This window comes from Lysinibacillus sp. NPDC097214 (genome assembly GCF_050277945.1).
GTDB lineage: Bacteria > Bacillota > Bacilli > Bacillales_A > Planococcaceae > Lysinibacillus > Lysinibacillus xylanilyticus_B.
In genome coordinates, this window is sequence record NZ_JBNNSS010000002.1 from 686000 (window position 1) to 709245 (window position 23246).

General features: G+C 38.8%; 16 protein-coding genes. 9 read left to right on the forward strand and 7 right to left on the reverse strand.

The features are described from left to right. Nucleotides 1-20 precede the first annotated feature (20 nt). From ACQKMI_RS07195 to ACQKMI_RS07210, 4 genes are all read left to right on the forward strand, one after another. A complete protein-coding gene (locus ACQKMI_RS07195) occupies nt 21-1373 on the forward strand; it encodes a uracil-xanthine permease family protein (protein ID WP_427487943.1) in 1353 nt (450 codons plus the stop codon). A 132-nt stretch (nt 1374-1505) separates the two neighbouring features. Continuing rightward, nucleotides 1506-2630 carry an N-methyl-L-tryptophan oxidase gene (solA, locus tag ACQKMI_RS07200; RefSeq protein WP_427487944.1) on the forward strand — a complete coding sequence of 375 codons (1125 nt, stop codon included), beginning with the start codon at nt 1506-1508 and terminating at the stop codon, nt 2628-2630. A 323-nt stretch (nt 2631-2953) separates the two neighbouring features. Continuing rightward, a complete protein-coding gene (locus ACQKMI_RS07205) occupies nt 2954-3091 on the forward strand; it encodes a hypothetical protein (RefSeq protein ID WP_427487945.1) in 138 nt (45 codons plus the stop codon). A 204-nt stretch (nt 3092-3295) separates the two neighbouring features. Further along, nucleotides 3296-3928: a response regulator transcription factor gene (locus ACQKMI_RS07210; protein WP_427487946.1), complete on the forward strand. Its 633-nt coding sequence runs from the start codon at nt 3296-3298 to the stop codon at nt 3926-3928. A 260-nt stretch (nt 3929-4188) separates the two neighbouring features. On the opposite strand, the gene ACQKMI_RS07215 is transcribed toward ACQKMI_RS07210, so the two are convergent. From ACQKMI_RS07215 to rpoN, 7 genes are all read right to left on the reverse strand, one after another. After that, on the reverse strand, nt 4189-6165 hold the full coding sequence (locus ACQKMI_RS07215; protein WP_427487947.1) for a hydantoinase B/oxoprolinase family protein: 1977 nt from the start codon (nt 6163-6165) through the stop codon (nt 4189-4191). A 23-nt stretch (nt 6166-6188) separates the two neighbouring features. Continuing rightward, complete coding sequence (locus tag ACQKMI_RS07220; protein ID WP_427487948.1) at nt 6189-8213, reverse strand: hydantoinase/oxoprolinase family protein; 2025 nt, start codon at nt 8211-8213, stop codon at nt 6189-6191. 179 nt (nt 8214-8392) lie between these two features. Next, nucleotides 8393-9793 carry an aldehyde dehydrogenase family protein gene (locus ACQKMI_RS07225; RefSeq protein WP_427487949.1) on the reverse strand — a complete coding sequence of 467 codons (1401 nt, stop codon included), beginning with the start codon at nt 9791-9793 and terminating at the stop codon, nt 8393-8395. Nucleotides 9794-9831: 38 nt separating this feature from the next. Further along, entirely contained in the window at nt 9832-11160 is a 1329-nt protein-coding gene (locus ACQKMI_RS07230; protein ID WP_427487950.1) for an aspartate aminotransferase family protein, read from the reverse strand. Between the two features lie 674 nt (nt 11161-11834). Next, nucleotides 11835-13481: a sigma-54 interaction domain-containing protein gene (locus ACQKMI_RS07235; RefSeq protein WP_427487951.1), complete on the reverse strand. Its 1647-nt coding sequence runs from the start codon at nt 13479-13481 to the stop codon at nt 11835-11837. A gap of 222 nt (nt 13482-13703) precedes the next feature. Then, nucleotides 13704-15119 carry an amino acid permease gene (locus ACQKMI_RS07240; RefSeq protein ID WP_427487952.1) on the reverse strand — a complete coding sequence of 472 codons (1416 nt, stop codon included), beginning with the start codon at nt 15117-15119 and terminating at the stop codon, nt 13704-13706. Between the two features lie 677 nt (nt 15120-15796). Continuing rightward, nucleotides 15797-17134, reverse strand: a complete 1338-nt coding sequence (gene rpoN / locus ACQKMI_RS07245) for an RNA polymerase factor sigma-54 (RefSeq protein ID WP_427487953.1) — start codon at nt 17132-17134, stop codon at nt 15797-15799. A 715-nt stretch (nt 17135-17849) separates the two neighbouring features. Between rpoN and ACQKMI_RS07250 the strand changes: the two genes are divergently transcribed. The 5 genes from ACQKMI_RS07250 (at nt 17850) to ACQKMI_RS07270 (ending at nt 22968) form a co-directional block, all read left to right on the forward strand. Continuing rightward, nucleotides 17850-19004: an acyl-CoA dehydrogenase family protein gene (locus tag ACQKMI_RS07250; protein WP_427487954.1), complete on the forward strand. Its 1155-nt coding sequence runs from the start codon at nt 17850-17852 to the stop codon at nt 19002-19004. Next, nucleotides 19001-20077: an acyl-CoA dehydrogenase family protein gene (locus tag ACQKMI_RS07255; RefSeq protein ID WP_427487955.1), complete on the forward strand. Its 1077-nt coding sequence runs from the start codon at nt 19001-19003 to the stop codon at nt 20075-20077. Before ACQKMI_RS07250 ends, ACQKMI_RS07255 begins: the two co-directional genes overlap by 4 nt. 66 nt (nt 20078-20143) lie before the next feature. Then, nucleotides 20144-20950 (forward strand): enoyl-CoA hydratase/isomerase family protein, encoded by an 807-nt coding sequence (locus tag ACQKMI_RS07260; RefSeq protein WP_427487956.1) that lies wholly within the window; start codon nt 20144-20146, stop codon nt 20948-20950. A 20-nt stretch (nt 20951-20970) separates the two neighbouring features. Further along, on the forward strand, nt 20971-22113 hold the full coding sequence (locus tag ACQKMI_RS07265; RefSeq protein ID WP_427487957.1) for a CaiB/BaiF CoA transferase family protein: 1143 nt from the start codon (nt 20971-20973) through the stop codon (nt 22111-22113). A gap of 87 nt (nt 22114-22200) precedes the next feature. Continuing rightward, nucleotides 22201-22968, forward strand: a complete 768-nt coding sequence (locus ACQKMI_RS07270) for an IclR family transcriptional regulator (protein WP_427487958.1) — start codon at nt 22201-22203, stop codon at nt 22966-22968. Nucleotides 22969-23246: the final 278 nt, after the last annotated feature.

The window sequence follows — 23246 nt, forward strand, 5'->3', positions numbered from 1 at the left end:
ATTTTGAGGTGTACATCTTAGTGGAAACGCAACATAACAAATTAGCTAACGATAAAAAGAAAACTCAGCAGTTAACAGTTTTACCAGATGAAAAGGTATCACTCGGTCAATCCGCCCTACTTGGTTTACAGCACGTCATGGCGATGGATGTCTACGTAGTTCCTTTCTTAATTGCTATGTTAATCGGTTTACAATCAGGTCAATCAAGCGCATTGATACAATCGACCTTCATTGCGGCAGGGGTTGCAACGATTATTCAAACTCACTTTTGCATGAAGTTACCGATAGCACAAGGTCCTTCATATGTTCCAATCGGTGCAATTGTAGGTATTTATGCAGCGAGTGGTAGTGGAGATCTTGGTTGGAGTACTGTGCTAGGAGCAAGTTTAGTCGGCGCCATCTTAGTTATTATTTTAGGTATTACAGGTATATTCAATAAAATCGTGAAAACTTTCATTCCGCCAATTGTCGGTGGGACAATTATCTTTGTAGTAGGTCTTTCATTAATGCCTGTAGGTTTAAGTAATAACATTTTTAATGCTGCAGGAGCATCCATTAACCAAAACATCTATTTAGCTCTAATTTCAGCTAGCGTTCTAATCCTTTGTGTTATGCTAGGTTCTGTTTTTAATAAAAAAGGCCGCGTATTTCGTATCACATCAGTAATTATCGCTTTAGTCGCAGGTTGTATTGCGGCAAATATTATGGGTGTTTTAGATTTATCAGCAGTGTCACAAGCAAAATGGTTTAGTATGCCTCAAATTCCAATCGCAGATTTTAGCTTCACGTTTAATTTTTCAGCTATCATTACAATGGTCATTATTTATATCGTCCTAATGGCAGAAACAACAGGTACATGGTTTGCCGTGAGTAACGTCATCGATAAACCATTAACTGAAAAACAAATTAATCGCGGGGTTATCGGCGAAGGAATTGGTTGTTTTATCGCATCATTATTAGGCTCAACTCCTGTCACTGGCTATTCAACAAATGCAGGTGTGATATCGATTACAGGTATCGCAAGTCGCCGTGTTTTTATTGCTGCAGGTTTTTGGTTTATTCTATTCGGCTTCTCTGGTAAACTAGCTGCTCTTATTTCTGCCATTCCATCAGCAGTTATCGGTGGTGTATTCGTTATCGTTTGTGGCATTATTGCAATCAGTGGTTTACAAGTAATGAAAAATGAAAACATTGGTGAAAAGGAAATGTATGTAATCGCAGTACCAGTGATTTTAACATTAGCTCTAACATTACTTCCTAAAGATTTCTTATACTCATTACCAACAACAGTTCAATACTTATTCGGTTCTCCAATAGCAACAGCTGCTATAGTAGCCATCGTATTAAATAAAATATTACCTAATGTGAAATAGCTTTTTAACTAAAATGCACAATACTCCTACTCTGTTAGGAGATTGGGCATTTTCTTATTTAAATTATTTTCTGAAATTTCTGTCCCAACCCCTTTTATTTTGTTATACTTTAGCAAAAAGGTAGGGATTAATATGGTTTACGACGTAATTATAATTGGTGCAGGATCGATGGGTATGGCGGCGGGCTATCATTTAGCGAAAGCAGGAAAAAATGTCTTGATGCTTGATGCCTTTAATCCTCCTCACGAAGAAGGTAGTCATCATGGTGAAACAAGAATTATTCGCTTTGCGTATGGTGAAGGCGCTAGCTATGTCCCTTTTGTCAAAAGAGCGGGTGAATTATGGAAGGAGCTTGAAACGTTAACGGATGAAGCTTTATTTTTACAAACAGGCGTAATGAATGTCGGTGAAGAGACCCATCCTTTTATTCAAAATGTAAAAACTAGTGCTAAGCTCTACGATTTATCATTAGAGCAGTATTCAGCATCTGAGGCAATGAAAAAATGGCCTGGATTATCCTTACCAGAAAACTTTGTTGCTTGTTTTGAGCCTACTGCTGGTGTCCTTCGTGTAGAAGACTGCATTAGCGCTTATAAAAAATTAGCTATCGAGGCAGGGGCAACCTTACATACAAATGAAAAAGTGCAGAGCATCAAAGCTGGTGACATTGTACGTGTTCAAACAGCTAATTCTATTTATGAGGCAAAACATTTAGTCGTAACGGCCGGTGCTTGGGCGACTGAGTTACTACAAACAATGGGCATCACGATCCCTGTAACACCGACGCGAAAAACATTTGCATGGTTTGAGGCAGAGGAGCAACTGTATCGTGAAGATGTTTTCCCGGCCTATTGTTTTGAATTTGCAGATTCCATGTACTACGGTTTTCCAAGTATTGATGGAACCGGCCTGAAGCTTGGCAGACATGATGGCGGTGAGGCTATCAATCCAAACGATCCGCTTCGCCCATTCGACGAACAGGATGCAATAGATTTAGAAAACTTTATCAACCATTTTATGCCTCAGCACGGTGCACTGAAATTCGGAAAAACATGTAAATATTCGATGACACCAGATGAGGATTTCATTATTGATTTTTTACCTGAGCATCGAAATATTATCATTGCAGCAGGCTTCTCAGGACATGGTTTTAAATTCAGTAGTGCCGTCGGTGAAGTACTAGCGGATTTAACGCTAAACGGAAAAAGCAAGCAGGATTTATCACTCTTTAAGCTTAGTCGATTTAAGACAGACTGACACCTTGCTTCTTTGAACTCCTCCACTTAATGCTCTTACTACAGTGTGCGAATTACTGCGATAAGACTGCCATAAAGGCAGTCTTATGCTATTCAAGAAAACTTATCGTTTCATTATCTTTTTGAAGAAATAGATGAACGCATCCAACAAAACACCATATATTACCCCAAACACAATCCACACGATATAGCTAAAGAACGTAAAATCATTTGCAACCATATACTCTCGTACAGTTGTCGTGATGGAGCAGCCACATAAATACAAAATCAACCGTGAAAAACGTCATCAAAAATCCCTTATCATCTTGACCTATCCAATGTAAGATGCAAATACCAATCATCATGATAACAACCCAAGTAGTGAAATTATTAAATGGCGCTGGAGCAAAGCGTTTTCCAGCTAAAATCAGCGTAATGGGAAGCATAAAAAGAGCAAGTATACCAATTGTTGACAGCGAATAAATCCATATTTGGTTGAGGGCGAAATTGCCACAAGACCTGGATCTCTCAGACGGAGTTCCTCTATTACAGTGGGTGTTTGGAACCCACTGAAAGAAGTTAAATCTATTTATGGATTGTATCCCTTTCCAAAGTAAAATTAGGTATAATGCATTATAATCAATACATTCAAAACAATAGTCTATTGTTATCAAAGGAGGTAAGGGATTGGTAAGTATTTTAGTAGTAGATAACCATAAAGCTGTTGGTGAAGGTATAAAATTATTGTTAGAACAAGAAGGAAATTTCCATGTCACGGTTGTAAGGACTTATGAGGAATCTTTGAATGCTCTCTCACAACAAACATTTGATATATTTTTATTTGATATAAGCATGCCTTTTTTAAAGGATCCAGGATTATTAAAAATATTAAATTATGATGTAATTAAAATTATCTACACGGGTCACGACATTGAACCTTTCTTCGATATATTAGTAGAATCAGGTGTTTCTAGCTTCGTTAGCAAAACAGCATCCACAGAAAATCTTATTGCGGCAATACGCTCCGCTCTAGATGGGAATGCTATGATGCCAGTGCAATTATTACAACAATTAAAAGTAGTCGATAGCCAAAAGAACAAAATGGAACTAATGAATCAGTTAATCCAATATGACCTTCAAAAAAATGAACTAGCCTTGCTTCAATTAGTGGCCGCTGGCAAAACAAATAAAAAAATAGCAGAAAAACTATTTGTCAGTTTACGCACAGTCGAATATCGTTTAACAAAGATTTTCAAAAAACTACAAGTACATTCAAGAATAGAAGCTGTTGAAAAAATTAGGGACATTGGATTGTTATAAAAAACCGAATATGAGGTGGATTTTTCTATTTAAAAACCGCCAAAAATAAAGGAGAACCGAGGAAAATATTGCGGTCAAATTGTGGTTTATTTGTGGTCATACAGTTTCATTAGATTTTTTTATCTATGTAGTAATATTTTTCATAGTTTATGCATTACTCGACATTAAAAATTTGCATACCCTTATTTTGCAGAGAGAGTAGTGTAAACTACTCTCTTAAAAGTTTCAATTAACACTTGATTGCAAGAACGTTATGTCTGTCACCAGAAGGCCAAAGAACGTTTCTTCATCGACTCACGGTATTGCTCTGTTGAGATTGGCAATGCTCTATTTGTTTGGTAATCCATAATAACACCATATTTTCGAACAACATCCATTTGATTAATTTCACCTTTGTTATACATCTGTTCAACTTCAATTGGATCTGTTTCCAGCCATCTATGGCGATTTTTGCGAATATAATCGCGTTCTTTTACCGTTGCCGCCATATCAATTTCGAAAGCATCCATGTCACGGTCTATTTCATGGATGACTACGCCATAATCAAGCTTTGCACGCTCAATTGAAACATATTCATCAATAACATCCTCTAAAACAGCGTTTACATCTCGTGCTAATGGGTCACCCAAACCACCACCCCCTGCTGATGGACGTGTAAAGGAATCTCCTTTCTTCAACTCAACATTGGAGAAAATCGTGCCTAAAAATTTTTCATCCTTTTTGTGTGGATTTAAAATAGCCCCCTGCGCGATAGAAGGTAAGCCGCCCATAATCCCCCATGTAATGGAACGAGAACGATCACAGCAATAGGACATCACTGTTTGGTTTACATTCGTTAAAACGCCTCCCTTTTCTACACCACAGCCACCACGGTATTTACCTGGACCAGCAGAGTCTATAATGATTTCATGCTTCGTCGTAACAACTGGTGACAACCGCTCTTGCCCTTCGCACGGTTGAACACTCAAACCTACTCCGAACACTGGTGAGGTAGTATTCGCACCATCACGGTCAATACGTCCACCATGTCCCCCCGCCATCCAGTCATACCACATAAAATATTCACTACTATCTCTCCGCTGATCATACCCACCTATTAATAAATACTCTAAATTAAATGAACATGCGATAGCGCGTTCAGGCATAATATTTGACCATAATTCAAAGCAAGCATTCATAATTTTTTCAAACGCTCCTGAGCAATAGCCAGAAACAGCTACTGGGCTAGGTGCGTTGACAACGGAGTTTTCAGGAAGGAATATTTTTACGACGCGATAAAATCCTGAGTTCAGCGGAATCTCTGGGAAAAATGTTTTCGTTCCTGCATACGTACCAGAAAGTGCTGAGCCAAACCCTGCATTTAAAAAACAGCTAATATAAGGATGTGAGTCACTTAAATCATAAGCTATTTCATCTTCCGTAATGGTCATTTTCACACGAATTGGGATGAGGCCATCTCCTAATTGTGGATCCATATCGATATAGTCCACCGTTTCCCATTGTCCTTTTGGTAAAGCTTTAATTTTCGCTCTCATTAATCGTTCTACATAATTTTGTACTTCCTCAAAAGCTACTAGCACCGTATTTATACCGTACTTATCAATCATTTCCCTGAGTTGTTTCTCCCCAACTTTCGCCGCTTCCACTTGAGACCGCAAATCTCCAATACGTTCTTCAGGAATACGCATATTCATAACAATAATCTTCACAACATCGGTTAAATATTGACCTTTACTATAAATGCGGACAGGTGGGATTCGTAGTCCCTCCCCGTAATGTTCCTTAGCTGTAATATCAAAAGAACCTGGGTTAGAGCCACCGACATCTGCCCAATGTCCATTTGTTTGCATGAGTGCAATTAGTTTGTCATCATGGAACACCGGTAAAATTACACGTACATCACTGAAATGTGTACCTCCACGATAAGGATCATTTACTAAAAATACATCACCTGGATGGATATCATCAGCGAAATCCTCTAAGACAGCTTTTGCCGTTAAATGCAATGTCCCTACGTGAACGGAAATATCTTGCGTTCCTTGCATAACGGTATTCCCCTGTGCATCGCATAATGCACAGCTAAAGTCTCGATTATAAATTACAAACGAGTAGCATGTACGCAGCATTTGTTCAGCCATTTGATCCACTAAATTAACAAAACCGTTTTTTAACACTTCAAATGTTACAGGGTCTAGATTTTTAACTTTGGGGTTCGTTTCCAATTTCGTTGTACTCATCGCCCATTCCTCCTTATCGTGAATTAGTTCACCGTAATAATAATATTTTTATAGGCATCTACTTCCGCAGTAAATCCTGGTGGAATTACAGTCGTCGTATCCAGCTGATCGATAATGGCTGGACCAGCAAATTGTGTGTTAACAGGTATTTTATCGCGGTTATAAACGTTTGTTTCTATATATTTACCCTCAAAATAAACAGGACGTGTTTCTTTAAAAGCATCCTCCAGTGAGCCTTCAGCAACATATTGCGGGAAATTAGGCTTTGGTACGGTTCCTATAGCCGTTACCCGTAAGCCAAATATTTCTACGGTTTGATCCTTATCAGAAAATGCAAATTCTCTTTCATGCTCTTTATGGAATGCTTCCAAAATAGCATCTAAGGAAGTTATTTGATCGGATACGAGAACAGCTAGAGATCTCCATTGTCCCTTATAACGAAGATCTATATAATTCGTTAATGACGATGTGTTTTCTGCTATTCCTTCCTCTTCTAATAACGCTTTTGCCTCTTCTCTCAATTCACTAAATTGATTTGTCAGTTCCTCTACACTTACTTCATCTAGTTTTTTCACATACGTTTTAGAAATATCATGGCGTACATCTACTAGTAAACATCCCATTGCTGCTGCAACACCTGGATGCGTAGGAATAATGACTTTTGGGATGTTTAAATCTTTTGCCAAATAGGCACCGTGTAATGGGCCTGCACCACCAAAAGCTACTAGTGCGAAATCACGTGGATCATAGCCTCTCCGTACTGATATTAAGCGAACTGCATCACTCATATTGGCGTTTGCAACTTCTATAATGGCACTTGCCGCTTCTTCAACTGATTGGTCGAATGCATTTGCGATTTTTGTCACAGCATCTCTTGCTGCTTCTTTATTCAACTGCATCGTCCCATCCAACAAATCCACACCTAGACGTCCTAACACTAAATTTGCATCTGAGTTAGTGGGCTCCGTGCCTCCTCGGCTATAGCAAGCTGGGCCTGGTACTGCCCCTGCACTTTGTGGTCCATTTCGTAAAGAACCTCCTTCATCTTGCCAAGCGAGGCTACCTCCACCGGCTCCAATTGTTAATATTTCAATGCTCGGGAAACCAATAGGATAGCCATATTCTATCGACCAATCCTTTGTGATTCGTATATCCCCCTTATACATCAGTGAAATATCTGTACTTGTACCACCCATATCTAAGCCAATGGCATTGTCAAATCCACACAACTTTGCGATATGCTTACTTGCAATTGCGCCTGCAGCTATCCCGGAACTTGCCAATCTAGCAGCATAGCGGGGAACTGTACTTGAAGTCATGACACCGCCACCAGAGTGTAATACTAATATTTCATCGTCATAACCTTTTTTCTGCATTTCATTGCTTAATTTACTAATGTAATTACTCATAATTGGCCCAAGAACGGCATTAATAATCGTTGTACTCATACGCTCATGCTCAAAAATTTCCGGAAGCACCTCACTTGAAATACAAACATAGATATCCGGTAATTCTTCTTTTAAAATCTTTTTGACTTTCGCCTCATTTTCCCCGTTCACATAGGCATTGATGAAACATACTGCAATGGATTCAGTTCCCCGACGTTTTAATTTTTTTGCTAATAAACGGATTTCCTCTTCATCAATAGCTTGAAGAATATTTCCTTCATAATCTATTCGTTCTGTCACTTCAAAGCGATCCCGTCGTTGAATATAAGGTCTTGCAGTATCTTTATATGTGTCCCAAATATCTTCTTTCGTCCCTCGACGGATTTCGATGACATCTCTAAAGCCCTCTGTCGTAATAAGAGCTGTTTTTGGCAGCTTACGCTCAATTAACGCATTCGTTCCAACTGTTGTGCCATGAGAAAAAATTTTAATGTCCTTGCCATTTAATTCTGCTTTTGCTACTCCATTTAAAATTCCTTGCTCCGGATTTGCAGGTGTCGACGACGTTTTTGTAACAAATACTTCTCCCGTCTCTTCATTAAAAACAAATACATCTGTAAACGTTCCACCGACATCAATTGCTAAACGACTTTGTGTCATAGCTCTACCTTCTTTCGTTTAATAAATTTAAAACCCAAAAATTATCTTTATAAAGTTAATGCCTCGAGCGAATGCCCAGATTTTTTTAAAAGGTATTGCGTACAATTTGAGAAAAATCTGGGTCATTACACCGAGGCATATGTGACGTATATTTATTTGTCTTCTATTTTAAATTTCTTTCACGACTCGCTTTTTGTGCCAATCGTAATGGTTTTAAACGTTGTAAAGAACTCTTTCGCCGCTTGCCCCTGCTCACGGGCACCCGTACTTGAGTTTTTCACTCCTCCAAACGGTGCTTGAGGTTCTGCTCCACCTGTTTCATCATTAACCTGTACAAGTCCAACTTCACTACGGTTAATAAAATCAAATGCTTTCGGAATGTTATTTGTATAAATAGAAGCACTCAATCCAAAATTAGAATCATTCGATAATCGAATCGCTTCTTCATAATCCTTTACTTTGATGACGGCTAAAACTGGTCCAAAAATCTCTTCATGGGCAATCGACATCTCGTGTGTTACATTTGTAAAAATTGTTGGATCAATATAGTATCCTTCTATCATACCTTTTGTAGGACCTCCGCCAAATACAAGCTCCGCACCCTCAACTTTTGCTTTTTCAATGGAGGATAAAATAGAATCATATTGCCCTTTGGATGACACAGGCCCCATCGTGACACCAACTTCAATTTTTTTAGCTTCTTCGATTAACTGCTCCAACACCTTTTCATAAACTGCTTCCTCGATGTAAACTCGACTAGTTGCTGTACAACGCTGTCCCGTTTGCTTCATCGCACCTTCAATCGTTAATTTTGCAGCTTGATTTAAATTGGCATCAGCTAAAATGATCGCTGCATTTTTGCCTCCAAGTTCGAGTTGAATTTTTTTATTAGTAGATCCAGCAGTATCTAAAATACTTTGACCCACACCATTTGAACCTGTAAATGTAATCGCCTTTACTTCAGGTGCCTCCAATAATACCTGCCCCACTTTTGAACCACGGCCTTGCACAACATTTAACACTTTTTTCGGTAAGCCTGCCTGCTCAAATAATTCTCCTATTAATTTGCCGGTTAAAGCGCTTTCAATAGAAGGCTTCCAAACTACTGTATTGCCATACACTAATGCAGGTGCAATTTTCCATAGAGGAATAGCGACAGGGAAATTCCAAGGAGTTATAGCAGCAACGACACCAAGTGGTACCCGCATTGTGTACAATAGTTTCGCTTCATTGGCAGAAGGTAACACCTCACCTTTTGCCCGCATCCCTTCTTGTGCATAATAACGTAAAATGGAAGCGCCACGTTTCACTTCACCAAGCATTTCATTTTTCGTTTTACCCATTTCACTCGAAGCTATTTCGGCTACTTTATCAATATTTTTCTCAAGCAAGTCTGCTGTCACACGTAAAATTTCTCCACGTGCAACAGAAGACGTATTTTTCCAACCTTCAAATGCTTCCTGAGCTGCAACGATAACTTCTTTCGTTTCATCTATTGTCAAAAGCTCAACTTGACCTATACATTGAGATGGTTTCGCCGGATTAAATTGTTCGCGTATTTCTCTAACGATAGTTGTCATAAAACTCCTCCTTCAAATAATGATCGTTTACACTGACGTCAATTTTTTTCAACAATTGTTTTACGTATATGGTCAAATGTCTCGTCTAAAATACGTAACATTTCATTAAGCTCTACTTTTGATAGAATGAGAGGTGGAGAAAAAACAACTGTATCTTGATCATACGTGACCGTTCGTAGGATCAATCCTCGTTTCATCGTCTCCTGTACAAAGATCGGACTAAGAGCAGTCTCAAACAATTCACCCGTCTCACGGCTCTTCACTAATTCAATGGCTCCAAGTAATCCAAGCGTACGCACACGGCCGATAAAGCTATATTTTTCTTGCAGTGCTCGGAATCCTTCTAACAAGGCTTTCCCCATGTTTGCAGCATTTTCAACGAGATTTTCTTGCTCAATGATTTCTATGTTTTTCAGTCCAACTTGGCAAGCAAGTGCATGACCACTGTAAGTATATCCGTGCATGAATGTCCCTTTTGAAAGCTCACATAAATCTTGATGAATTGTTTCGGATATCGCCACACCACCAAGTTGAACATAACCACTTGATACGCCTTTAGCGAAAGACATCATATCTGGCACTACCCCGTAATGTTCCATACCAAAGAATTTCCCTGTACGACCGAATCCCGTAATAACTTCATCTGCAATGAATAAAATACCGTACTCATCACAAATTTTTCGCACTTCTTTAAAGTAATCTTTTTGCGGAATATTAACTCCCCCTGCCCCTTGTACGGGCTCAGAAATAAATGCCGCCACAGTCTCAGGACCTAATGCTTCAATCGTCTCACGTAAATTACGTGCAGATTCGCTGTAAACATAGTGGAAATCAGGGGCGTGTGAATTGGTAAAGTCACGAAATGCTTGTAAGCCTGTCGCACTTGTAGCCCCCATAGCTACACCATGGTATGAATGTGTACGAGAAATAATTTTTTGACGCTCTGGCTGCCCTTTTAGTAACCAGTAATGACGTGCTATTTTAATCGCTGTATCATTCGACTCTGAGCCGCCTGAAGTGAAAAATACAGTATTTAAGTCTCCCGGCGTTAAAGAAGCGATTTTTGTCGCTAAACGGATAGCTGGTTCATTGCTAAATGATGCGAAGCAGGAACTAAATGCTAATTTAGAGATTTGCTCCTTCGCCACTTCAGCAATTTCTTTACGGCCATGCCCGATATTTACATTCCATAAAGAAGACATGCCATCAATGTATATATTTCCTTCTATATCTTTTAAGTAAATGCCATTCCCCTCTGTAAAAATGGCTGCAGGACCTTGTGTTTGTTGTTGCTCGATCGACGTTGTTGGGTGTAGAAAATGTTTTTGATCTAACGTTTTTAACTCTTCTTTTAGTTGAATTGTCATAAATGCCAACCTCTTTTCGTTTATAATTTCATACATTTTTTTAATAGCAATTCTCATGCCAACTGATGAAAAAATTCTTTTAACAAAAAAATATTGTTACATTCATAGCGTGGGGTTGATTTCCGTTCCGATTGGGCGCTTTGTTGCTGCCGCTACGTTAGCACTTCGCTTTCGCACAGAGCAAAGCTTCCTGGGGGCGTCCGATGAGCCGCTTGGGGCAACAGGATGTTGGTCACGAAGGCGTTATCACAGGACGTGATGCTCTTAGCCTTCGTTCCCCTATATGCTCGCTCCAGGGTCTCGGGCCAACACGATGTTGGTCACGAAGGCGTTATCACAGGATGTGATGGTTTTAGCCTTTGTTCCTCTATTGCTGATCCCCAAGGAGTCGCCCAATCTCCACTCCAATCAACTTATATTCATGGCATACGTTTTAACACATCTCATCCCTTACTTTTGATGATGAATCGAAGCATTACAAAGCAATTAATTTTACTTCACAGCAACTGCAATAAAATGAAAAAGAGACACTTTTTTTGTTGAAAATGTCCCTTTCTTCTAAATCTATTAACATATTAATGATGCATTACATCATTTTCCTTGTATGAATTAGTGAGCATTGCAATATTACTAGTTATTGTGCATAGATGAAATTTTGATGCAAAAATACATCGCTAGTCCTTATATGAAATTTGTTTCGTTAATTGCAACTTTTGTATTTTACGTACTAATGTTGATTGATCACAGCCAAGTGATTTAGCAGCCTGCCGGATACTTGAAAATTTTGATAGAGCTTCCTTAATAATCTGCTTTTCAAACGCCACTACTTGCTCCTTTAACGTACCGCTAAACTTCGGGGTTACATTTTGTTCCTGGATGTTTTGTATTTCTAGAGGATTTTCTAAATCACGTATTATAATTGGGTTACTATCTAACTCTTGTTGCACAATATACGCTGTTATTTCTGGCTGCGTTGCTAGCAAGCAAATACGCTCCACCATATTTTTAAGTTGACGTACATTTCCTGGCCAATCATAACACTCTAATATTTTCATTGCAGATGATTCGATTGTTCGATGGATACCATATTTTTCTTCAATGACAGCTAAAAAATGGTAGACTAGTGGGATGATATCTTGACGACGATATCTTAAAGGAGGAATTTCAATCGGGATAATATTTAAACGATAATATAAATCCTCACGAAAATTACCTTGCCTCACCATTTCAGCTAAATTTCGATTTGTCGCAGCAATTATGCGTACATCAATTGGAATAGGCTTTCCACTACCTAAACGCTGAACCTCAGATTCTTGGAGGACACGTAATAATTTCGCCTGTAGTAGTAAGGGCATCTCTCCAATTTCATCTAAAAACACTGTACCACCAGACGCAATCTCAAATAACCCTGCCTTACCACCTTTTGCTGCACCCGTAAATGCTCCTGCCTCATAGCCAAAAAGCTCAGATTCTAATAAATTCTCAGGGATTGCACTACAGTTAATTGTTAATATTTGCTTATCGTTACGCCGGCTATTTGCATGAATAAGCTTTGTAATCTCTTCTTTACCTACGCCCGATTCGCCACCAATTAATACAGTTGAGTCTACCTCTGCAACTCTCATAACCCGCTTTACAACCTGCATCATTTCTGAAGACACAGCGATTAAACTACTTTTTGTTGTTTCTTTATTATGTAGGGCATGTAGCTTATTCTTAAAATTCTCATTTTGAACTTCTAATTTTTTTACTTCTTTCTCTAACAGTTTTAATTGTGTCATATCACGTGTAATTGCTACTACGTATTGTAATTCACCGTATTCATCAAATATTGGCTTACCAGAAACTAAGAAACATTTTCCATTGATAAACGTCTGCAAAATCGTTACTTTTTCTTTTGATTCAATTACTTTCATCGAAATAGAATCACTCATTAATCCTTCAGCGATAACGTCTTTGGCATATCTCCCCATTAAATCAATGCCAACAATTTCAATATCAATATCATTTTGAAATAAAATTTTGCCTTCGCTATCGCATACTGTAACCCCATCGGATATGGAGTTTAATACTTTTATGGACAATGGGTTCATAAAATCTATATAGCTATACTGCATGTATGGTTTTGCATAAAATAAGGTACCTTGCGAAGTTTCTAAAACATGAATAAAATAGTCTTCTACCTCAAAGGTTTCCGCCCCTTTACTATATTTTTTTATTATTTTTTCAAGAAGCTCTATTTGAATATCACTTTTAATCATTACCTCATCATTTTTTACAATAAAAAAATGCTCATCTTTATGTAGTTGAGTTATCGACATCTAGATCACTCCCTCTCGAACTTTAAATCTTTATCGATTAACAGTTGTACTGGTTTTATAAACCCTTTTTCCTAATTAACACAGCTTATCCATTCATACAAAAAAATCCGCTCTTTCTACGGGGCATCTATACGCCGCGAAAGAACTTAAAGCATCCTTTAAGTTCTTTCGCGGCCTGATATCTCGCAGGAATATCGCGAATTTTTTGTATTTTATAGTATTCTACTCTGAGGCTAGCTTTTCCTCTATTTGCTCCGCAGGTCTTGTCGACAGCTTTCGCATTATCATGAACAACACAACTGAGCCAATTAATACTAATGTACTTAAATAAAATTGTGAACGTAAAGATTCGATGAGAGCCTGGCAGAAATAAACGACTGTTAATATACCAATTGTGACATACGATAGATATGGAAATAGCCACATTCTAATCGATAATACCTCATCTGAAACTTTGTCATAATGTCGTCGGAAACGAATTTGTGAAATAGCAATGAAAATATAAACTGCAATCATTAATCCTCCAACGCAATTCCCCAAAAAGTAGAAAATAACCTCAGGTGAAATGAAGTATAACATCGCACAAATATACGCAACCACCGTACTTCCAATAACAGCTGGAACAGGCACACCTCGATGATTTTTAATTTGCGAGAATATTTTTGGTGCATCGCCTTGACGCGACATTTCTAGTAACATACGTGAGCTCGTATAAAGAGCGGAATTTAAAACTGAAATTAATGAAATAAAAATGACTATTTGAATAAGTTGTGCAGCAATTGGAAGCCCTGCCATTGTTAAAATATTTGCATAAGGAGCTGCCAACATTTTTGTATCATTCCAAGGTATAAGTAAAACCATAATAGCTACTGAGCCTACAAAAAATAAACCTAATCGAAAGACAACATTGCGAATGGCACGGACAATATTTTTCGCTGGATTTTCTGACTCTGCTGCCGCGATGGCTGCAACCTCAGCTCCACATATCGAGAATATAACAAAGACAATTGCCGTAAAAATTGGGACAATGCCATTTGGTGCAAATCCACCAAATTCCGTTAAAATACCTAATCCCTTCGGTTCAGAATTTGGCCAAATCCCTAAAATCATGGCTATACCAACAATTAAAAATACAATAATAGCCGTAACTTTAACGAAGGAAAGCCAATATTCAAATTCACCAAATGATTTTACTGAATAAATATTAACGATTGTCATCAATAACGTTATGCCCACGCTTCCAAGCCATGTTGGTATCATCGGAAACCAATTATGCAGCATTCCCCCTATGAGTGCTGCTTCTAGCCCCACAATAAATACCCAGCTTGCCCAATAAAGCCAACCTACTGTAAACCCTGCCCATGGACCAATATACTTCCCTGCATATGAAGCAAATGAACCTAACTCTGCCGAACCTCCTGATTTCCTTCCTAATACGATTTCTCCAGCTGCCATTTCCCCAACCATTTGCATGATCAGCACTATGAGTAAGCACGCAATCGCGTATGAAACCACCGCTGCAGGGCCGGTACTTAAAATATTTTTTCCTGTCCCAACGAAAAGTCCTGTACCAATAACCCCGCCAATGGAAATCATTGTAATATGCCGTGTTTTCAGTGATTTTTGCAAAGTTCCCATTAAACCACCCCTTTGTGTTTTATGTAGACATTTACTAGCCCCTTTTCTCTACTTTAATGTCTACAGTTTAATGAGCAATTCTGATGCCAAACCTATCTAATTATCAAAAATTTCAATTTTTTTTATTTACACCGATTATTGTTGCCGAAAATTGTCTTATCACAAAAATTCAGGGATAAGGATGTTTGGACACCCGCTAAAAAGAAGTTAAAACGTATGCCATGTATACGTTGATTGGAGTGGAGGCCGGACGACTCCACAGGGATCAGCAATAGAGGAACGAAGGCTAAGTGCATCACATCCTGTAATAACGCCTTCGTGACCAACATCGGTGCTGCTGCCGCTACGTTTGCACTACGCTTTCGCGCAGAAAACATCTGTTGGCCCGAGACCCTGCAGCGCAGCGGGTAGAGGAACGAAGGCTAAAACCATCACATCCTGTGATAACGCCTTCGTGACCAACATCGTGTTGGCCCGAGACCCTGGAGCGAGTGAAGCGAGTGAAGCGGCTCATCGGACGCCCCCAGGAAAGCGCCCAGCCGGAACGGAAATCAACCTCACGCTATGCTGATGAGCTTTAAATTTATTTAGTTAGGTAAATCTAGGGTCTTTTCATATGCGATTTTCAAGTTTTGATGCAAAAATACATCAATAACTATTCTTTTACATCATCTATCCTATCCATATACCCGATTAAAGGAACTCATAATATTCATCTCTTCCCTGTACTTCGCTACTGTTCGTCTGGATATTTGAATCCCTTCCGCACTCAAAGTATTTTTAATTTGCTGATCAGTTAAAGGCTTTTGTTTATCTTCTCCCTCGATCAACTGTTTGAGCCGCTTTTTAATATACATAATGGAATCCATTTTTCCAGAAATATTCATTACTCCTTTTGTAAATAACGATTGTAAAGCATACACACCATGAGAGGTTTTTATATATTTCCCACGCACTGCTCGGCTAATCGTTGATACATGTAGACTTAAATTATCCGCTACATCTTTTAACCGCATAGGCTTTAATGCCTCAATACCTTTATGGAAAAATTCTTCTTGCAATTCCACTAGCAATCTAGCTAATTCGTACAGAGTTTTATCACGTTGTTCAATTCCTTGTAATAATAAAAGTGCATCTTTCATTGTATCTTTGAAATATGCTTTACAATTCGGATCATTTTTTAGTATTTCAACATACTGTTTATCGATAGAAACGATTGGTAAATATCCACGATTTAATTTAATCAGCCATTCCTCTCCTAATCTTTCTACTTCGACTTCTGGCATGACATATGGTATCGCTTCGAATTGGTCTCCTATCATCACTGGATTTAAATTCTTTATATAGTCGACCGTTTTCTTCACTTCATGTAGAGACGTTTTATACTTTTTACTTAACTGTTTAATAGCCTGTGCAGCCACTAGCTCTAAATCCGTTTCGATAAATTGAGAGGCCAATTTTGGTGCAAGCCCATCACTGTCTACCTGAATGAGTAAAAACTCCTTATAATTACGCGCCCCTACTCCTACTGGCTCGAAAGTCTGAAGTAAGTCCACTAATGCCTCTACATGCATAACATCCGTTTTACATCTATTAGCGACAACTTCTAAATCAACATCTAAAAATAGACGTTCATCTAAGGATTGAATTAAAAACGTTAAGATTTTTAAATCTATAGAAGATAGATTTTTATGCATAGGTACTTGTTCCAATAAAAACTGCTCATAGCTTTCTTTTACAGCAAACGTCATCTCAATCGGGTCAAATGAATGATATTGAGGCGCATAATATTGCGCGGAATAACTCTTATCGGAATAGCTTGCTAATTGCATAATTTCCTCATAATGCATTTTCACCTTTGCATCCGTGACAGTTAACAGTGGATTTTCGTTAGCCTTATCATAAATATACTGTTCTAGCTCATTCGTAGTATATTGCAGTATTTCCAAATGCTGTACTAATTGTGGTGATAAAACTTGCATTATTTTTTGGGAAGTTTCGATAGCCATTTGCATACCCCACACCTCCAAAACAGAATTTTCTACATAGTAACATGTTTATTCTGTATTTTTCCATTTTTTAATCAATATTTTATTTTTTATACATAAAAAGCCCGGGATGATATTTGTTAAAATGTATATCATTTTACAAGTTAATTGGAGTGAAGACTGGACGCCCCCAGGAATGCGCCCACTCGGAACGAAAATATCAACCTCATGCTTTGATGATAAGCATTCAAGTGGAAATTTCTGACAGATTTTGCCCTATCACCGAAAGTTTTGGGATGACATTTTGCTAAACCGTATGCAGTATATATAAGTTGATTGGAGTGGAGGCTGGGCGACTCCTCGGGGATCAGCGATATAGGAACGAAGGCTAAAAGCATCACATCCTGTGATAACGCCTTCGTGACCAACATCGTGTTGGCCCGAGACCCTGCAGCGAAGCGAAGCGGCTCATCGGACGCCCCCAGGAAGCTCTGCTCTGCGCGAAAGCGAAGCGGCAGCGGCAAATGTTTTAACTGTGCGAAAGCGAAGCGGCAGCAACAAAGCGCCCAGCCGGAACGGAAATCAACCTCACGCTTTGGTAGTAAGACTTAAATCTTCATCACTCCCCTGTAAAATTTTCTAATAATTCCAAAAAAGTAATTGACTACACTTGTAAGTGAACATAAAATACACATATACGGTAATAGTTACCACATTACGGTAAAACTTAAGGAGTGATCAAATGTTTCATTTACCAACTGTGCAGTTTACACAAGAACAGGAGCAATTTCGCTTAGATGTTCGAACGTTTTTACAGGATGAATTAGCAAAAGGAACCTTCACGCCAAAATGTGATTCTTGGCTTAGTGGAGATGATCCTGAATTCTCTAAATTAATCGGTCAAAAAGGTTGGATTGGCTTAACTTGGCCTAAAAAATATGGCGGCCAAGAGAGAAGTACTATCGATCGATACATTTTAACAGAGGAATTTTTAGCCGTTGGTGCTCCAGTTGCTGCACATTGGTTTGCCGATCGCCAAACAGGACCCCTTCTTTTACGTTATGGAACAGAAGAGCAACGTGACTATTTCTTACCTAAAATTGTGAAAGGTGAATGCTACTTTGGCATAGGGTTGAGTGAACCGAATAGTGGTTCTGACCTCGCTTCGGTCAGCACACGTGCTGAAAAAGTAGATGGCGGATGGATTGTCAACGGTCAGAAAATATGGACGAGTAATGCACACCTTTGCCATTATATGGTTACCTTAGTACGTACTAGTCCTTTTGATGGGAAAAGTAAACATGCTGGGCTCAGTCAGTTGATTGTCGATTTACATGCAGAAGGTATAAATGTTGTTCCTATCAAATTTTTAACTGGTGAACATCATTACAACGAAGTGTTCTTTGACAATGTTTTTGTACCTGACAATATGGTTGTTGGAGAGGTCGGTAACGGCTGGGCTCAAGGATTAGCAGAGCTTGCCTTTGAACGCAGTGGTCCAGAGCGAATATTGAGTACTTTCCCATTAATCGATGAGCTTATTCAAGAGTTAAAGCGCCAAAATAATTTAGACGGGTTACAGCAAGCGTCTAAAATAGTAGCTCGTCTTTGGGGTTTACGTAATTTATCAATTGGCGTAGCTCAACTTCTAGAATCCGGTAATGGTGATGATGTATCTATTCCTGCAGCACTTGTGAAGGCACTCGGTACGAAATTTGAGCAAAGTATTCCTGAAATCACACGCTTAATCGTACAGACTTACCCAACGCTTGACGCGCATCGTAAAATCGATCGCTTTATGGCTGAATCCATTTTACATGCACCAGGTTTTACTATTCGAGGAGGAACTTCAGAAGTACTGTATGGCGTTGTAGCGAAAGGGGTTATAGCACAATGAGTGAAATGAGAGACATGATCGTTGATGTTGTAGAGCGTATGTTAAAAGAAAAAGTTGATAAAGATTTAGTGGATACAGTGGAACAAGGTAATTGGGCACCAGAACTATGGGAACTGTTTAAAGAAAATGGAATGACTGCTGTAGCCATTACAGAAGAAAATGGCGGTGCAGGTGGCGACATAGAGGATTTATTGAATATCGTTCGTTTAACTGGAAAATACGCTGCGCCGATTCCATTTACAGAAACAACATTTGCAAATTATTTATTGCAGTTTACGCAGTTACAAATAATTGAGGATTTGGCTACGTATATGCTTTGCCCTAACCAAGCCTTTACGTTAGAGAATGGCAAATTAACAGGAGAGGCGATTCAAGTCCCTTGGGCACGTCATACAAAACACCTAGTGACACTTGCCCATAGTACGGAAGGTACACATCTTGTAGAAATAGATTTAAGCCAAGCTGAAATTAAGCTAGGTACGAATTTAGCAAGTGAGCCGCGTGATACCGTGATATTCCATCATGCTACGGCTTCACAAGTATCTGCTGTGTTATCTCCTGATAAGGTACACACTATAACAATACTCAATTCTGCGTTTCAATTAGCACTGATGACTGGTGCCATCGATAAAATAAATGACTTAACTATTCAATATACGAAAGAACGTGAGCAATTTGGTCGACCGATTCATCGCTTCCAGCTCGTTCAACAGCATATTGTAAATTTAGCAGGTGAAACGGCGATTGCTCTTGCAGCATTTAATAATGTTACAGAAGCCCTTCAGATGAACAGTCAAAATAGTGAGGTTGCTTATGCTTGTATTCGTTTTGAAGAAATTATTCAAGCGGTGACAACAATTGCGCATCAAGTACACGCTGCAATTGGTACAACTCACGAACATAGTTTGCATCAATTTACACGCAGACTTTGGTCATGGCGCGATGAAGGAGCCAGTACCTCTTATTGGACTCATTTTGTCGCAACACAATTATTGGAAAATAGCGGAGATAGCCTATGGGGCTATTTAACTTCGTTCAGCGCAAGCTCGCCACTTCTTAAAGTGGAAGGATAAGGACGGCAATAATACAAAGTTTGAATTAATCGAAAACTACTAATGACATGATAAGGAGTGTTATCAATGACTGATTTACTTTTTGAAGTGCAAGACCATGTTGCCACAATTACATTAAATAGACCTGAAGCGTACAATGCTTTTAGTGAAGAGATGATCTCTAAATGGATTGAAGCCCTTGAAAATGTCCGTGATTCAGAGGATATTCGTGTCGTTATCGTAAAAGGGAATGGAAAATCATTTTGCGCTGGCGGTGATATTAAAGCGATGCAAGCCGGTGAAGGATTTTTCCAAAGCGAGGACGATATCTCTTCAACAGGTTTAGCGCGTAAAAATTCTCTTTGGAAAAAGATTCAGCGTATTCCCCTTCTCCTTGAAGAAATTGATAAACCCGTTATTGCACAGGTACATGGATTTGCAATGGGCGCAGGACTTGATATGGCCTTAATGTGCGATATTCGGATCGCTGCAAAATCTACAAAGATCTCAGAAAGCTATATTAACGTTGCGATCGTGCCGGGCGACGGTGGCGCTTATTATTTACCAAAATTAATCGGCATCGATCAAGCATTGGACATGTTCTGGACAGCTCGTGTATTAACTGCTGATGAAGCGAAAGACAAAGGTGTTGTAACATTTGTTGTAGAAGACCAAAATCTTGACGAATACACATTGAATTATGCAAAGGAATTAGCAAGTCGTCCAACTACGACATTACAATTCATTAAGCGTGCTGTTTATCAAAGTCAACGGATGGATTTACGTAGTGCCCTTGATTACATTTCATCACAAATGGCGATTGTAACAGAGCTAGATGATTTTAAAGAGGGTGTAAACGCAGTTGTAGAAAAACGTAAGCCTGTTTATAAATGACGTGTTTAGGAGGAAGAACAATGCAACCTCTTGAAAATATTCGAGTGTTAGATTTATCTCGTGTTTATGCTGCCCCTGCCGGCTCCATGATGTTGGCAGATTTAGGAGCAGAAGTTATTCGTATAGAACATCCAAATGGCTCTGATAGCATGCGTGATTGGGGGCCATTTGTAAATGGTCAAAGTACGTATTATTTATGTGCCAATCGCAATAAAAAATCGATTACATTAGATTTAAAGACAATAGAAGACAGAGAAAAATTTAAAGAACTTGTCAAAGATGCTGATGTCGTACTCGAAAATTTTAAGACGGGTGACATGGAGCGAATGGGGCTAAGCTATGAGGAATTAAGAAAAGTGAACCCTAGAATTATTTATTGTGCAGTAACAGGATTCGGTCAAACTGGTCCACTTGCACATGAACCAGGCTTCGATCCAGTTATTCAAGCAATGAGTGGTTTAATGCATGTCACTGGTTCAGCTGAAGGAGAGGCGACAAAAGTTGGTGTCCCTATTGCAGATATTTTAACCTCTAATTATGTTGTCATTAGTATTTTAACCGCTTTACGAATGCGCGATCAAACAAATACAGGGCAATTTATTGACTTAGCTTTATTAGACGTTCAGATGAGTAGTTTAGCAAATGTAGCAAGCGCGTATTTAAATACAGGCTTTATCTCAGAACGTCTAGGAAATCGTCATAATAATGTTGCGCCATATCAAGTATTTCACTGTGAGGATGGTCCCTTAATGATTTGCGTCGGTACAGATGGACAATTTAAAAAGTTTTGCACAATGTTGAAACGTGAAGAATGGGCTAATGATCCACGTTTTTTAACAAACACGATGCGCAAGCAACATGAAGCGGAGCTAGTTCAGATGATTACTGACATTACTATGACAAAAACACGGGATGAATGGATTACCCTATTACAACAATACAAAATTCCAGGTGGACGTGTGAACACCATTGCTGAAGCACTAGAGCAACCTCAGTTCATTGCACGCGACATGATTGGTGAAATAGAGCACGAACAATATGGTACGATCAAATTCATCAAAAGCCCGATAAAGTTCTCTGATTTACCTATTCAATATAAATTAGCACCACCGATACTCGGAGAACATACGAACGAATTCCAAAAGTCCACTCTACAAAAATAAAATTGCGCTATAATAGAGGTAAAATGTATTGATAAAGATAAATCCTCCGGCATATGTCGAAGAGAATTTTATTACGTAGGTGACGGGATGAATCAAGAGATTTTCGAAAAAAACTATACAATGTCATCGCTGCACAAAGCTATTAAAGTGTTAAAAGCTTTTTCAAAAGATGAACCTAGCCTTTCCCTCACTGAGTTAAGTAAAAAAACAGGGATCAGCATTTCTAGTTTGCAGCGCTTCGTTTCAACCTTTGTGTACGAAGGCTTTCTTCACAAAGATGAGCGTACTAAGCGCTATCAATTAGGTCATTCACTTCTTTATTTAGGAAATTTAGTAAAAGAAGAATCCAGTCTTATTATTGTCGCAGAACCTATTTTAAAAAAGCTAAACGAAGAAATAGGCGAAAGTGTTTCCATGAATATTATTGACGGATTGGAGAGACGGTGTATTTTAAACTATGATTCAACATATCCGCTTTCAACGAAAATGTTTGTAGGTGACACCTCTCCCCTTTATGCAGGTGCATCATCTAAAATATTACTCGCATTTATGCCTGATGTTGAAGAATATGTAGAGAATATTAGTCTTGAAGCTATCACTGATCAGACAATACTTTCAAAAGAGCAGCTGTGGGGAGATTTACAGCAGATTCGTAGTCAGCGCTTTGCGAGAAGTAATAGTGAGCGTGTACGTGGAGCATGTTCTTTATCTGCACCGATTTTAAACGCTTCCAACCAAATCATTGCATCCGTGTCACTCGTTATACCAGAAGTACGATATAGTGACTATGATGAACATTTATTAATTGAAACTATTCAAAACGTTGCATTAGAAATCGAAAAGCAATTGTATTGATAGAAACAAAGAATAAACCCGAATAGGTTCACTTTTTAAGTGCCCACTATTCGGGTTTATTGCTTTAATTATTTGACTCATCACCAAATAGTGGACGACATTTGTTAAAAATATGTCTTAGATGTAAGTTGACCTTCGTTACGACTGGGCGACTCTTTGGGGATTAGCGATAGAGGAACGAATGCTAAAACCATCACATCCTGTGATAACGCCTTCGTGACCAACATCGGTGCTGTTGCTGTCGCTGCGCTTTCGCACAAACAAAACCCTCTGCTGCC

Coding starts and splice junctions, on each gene's coding strand:
- solA (WP_427487944.1), top strand. CDS start 1,506: ATGGTTTACGACGTAATTATAATTGGTGCAGGATCGATGGGTATGGCG.
- ACQKMI_RS07205 (WP_427487945.1), top strand. CDS start 2,954: ATGCAAATACCAATCATCATGATAACAACCCAAGTAGTGAAATTATTA.
- ACQKMI_RS07215 (WP_427487947.1), bottom strand. CDS start 6,165: ATGAGTACAACGAAATTGGAAACGAACCCCAAAGTTAAAAATCTAGAC.
- ACQKMI_RS07220 (WP_427487948.1), bottom strand. CDS start 8,213: ATGACACAAAGTCGTTTAGCAATTGATGTCGGTGGAACGTTTACAGAT.
- ACQKMI_RS07225 (WP_427487949.1), bottom strand. CDS start 9,793: ATGACAACTATCGTTAGAGAAATACGCGAACAATTTAATCCGGCGAAA.
- ACQKMI_RS07230 (WP_427487950.1), bottom strand. CDS start 11,160: ATGACAATTCAACTAAAAGAAGAGTTAAAAACGTTAGATCAAAAACAT.
- ACQKMI_RS07235 (WP_427487951.1), bottom strand. CDS start 13,481: ATGTCGATAACTCAACTACATAAAGATGAGCATTTTTTTATTGTAAAA.
- ACQKMI_RS07240 (WP_427487952.1), bottom strand. CDS start 15,119: ATGGGAACTTTGCAAAAATCACTGAAAACACGGCATATTACAATGATT.
- rpoN (WP_427487953.1), bottom strand. CDS start 17,134: ATGCAAATGGCTATCGAAACTTCCCAAAAAATAATGCAAGTTTTATCA.
- ACQKMI_RS07250 (WP_427487954.1), top strand. CDS start 17,850: ATGTTTCATTTACCAACTGTGCAGTTTACACAAGAACAGGAGCAATTT.
- ACQKMI_RS07255 (WP_427487955.1), top strand. CDS start 19,001: ATGAGTGAAATGAGAGACATGATCGTTGATGTTGTAGAGCGTATGTTA.
- ACQKMI_RS07260 (WP_427487956.1), top strand. CDS start 20,144: ATGACTGATTTACTTTTTGAAGTGCAAGACCATGTTGCCACAATTACA.
- ACQKMI_RS07265 (WP_427487957.1), top strand. CDS start 20,971: ATGCAACCTCTTGAAAATATTCGAGTGTTAGATTTATCTCGTGTTTAT.
- ACQKMI_RS07270 (WP_427487958.1), top strand. CDS start 22,201: ATGAATCAAGAGATTTTCGAAAAAAACTATACAATGTCATCGCTGCAC.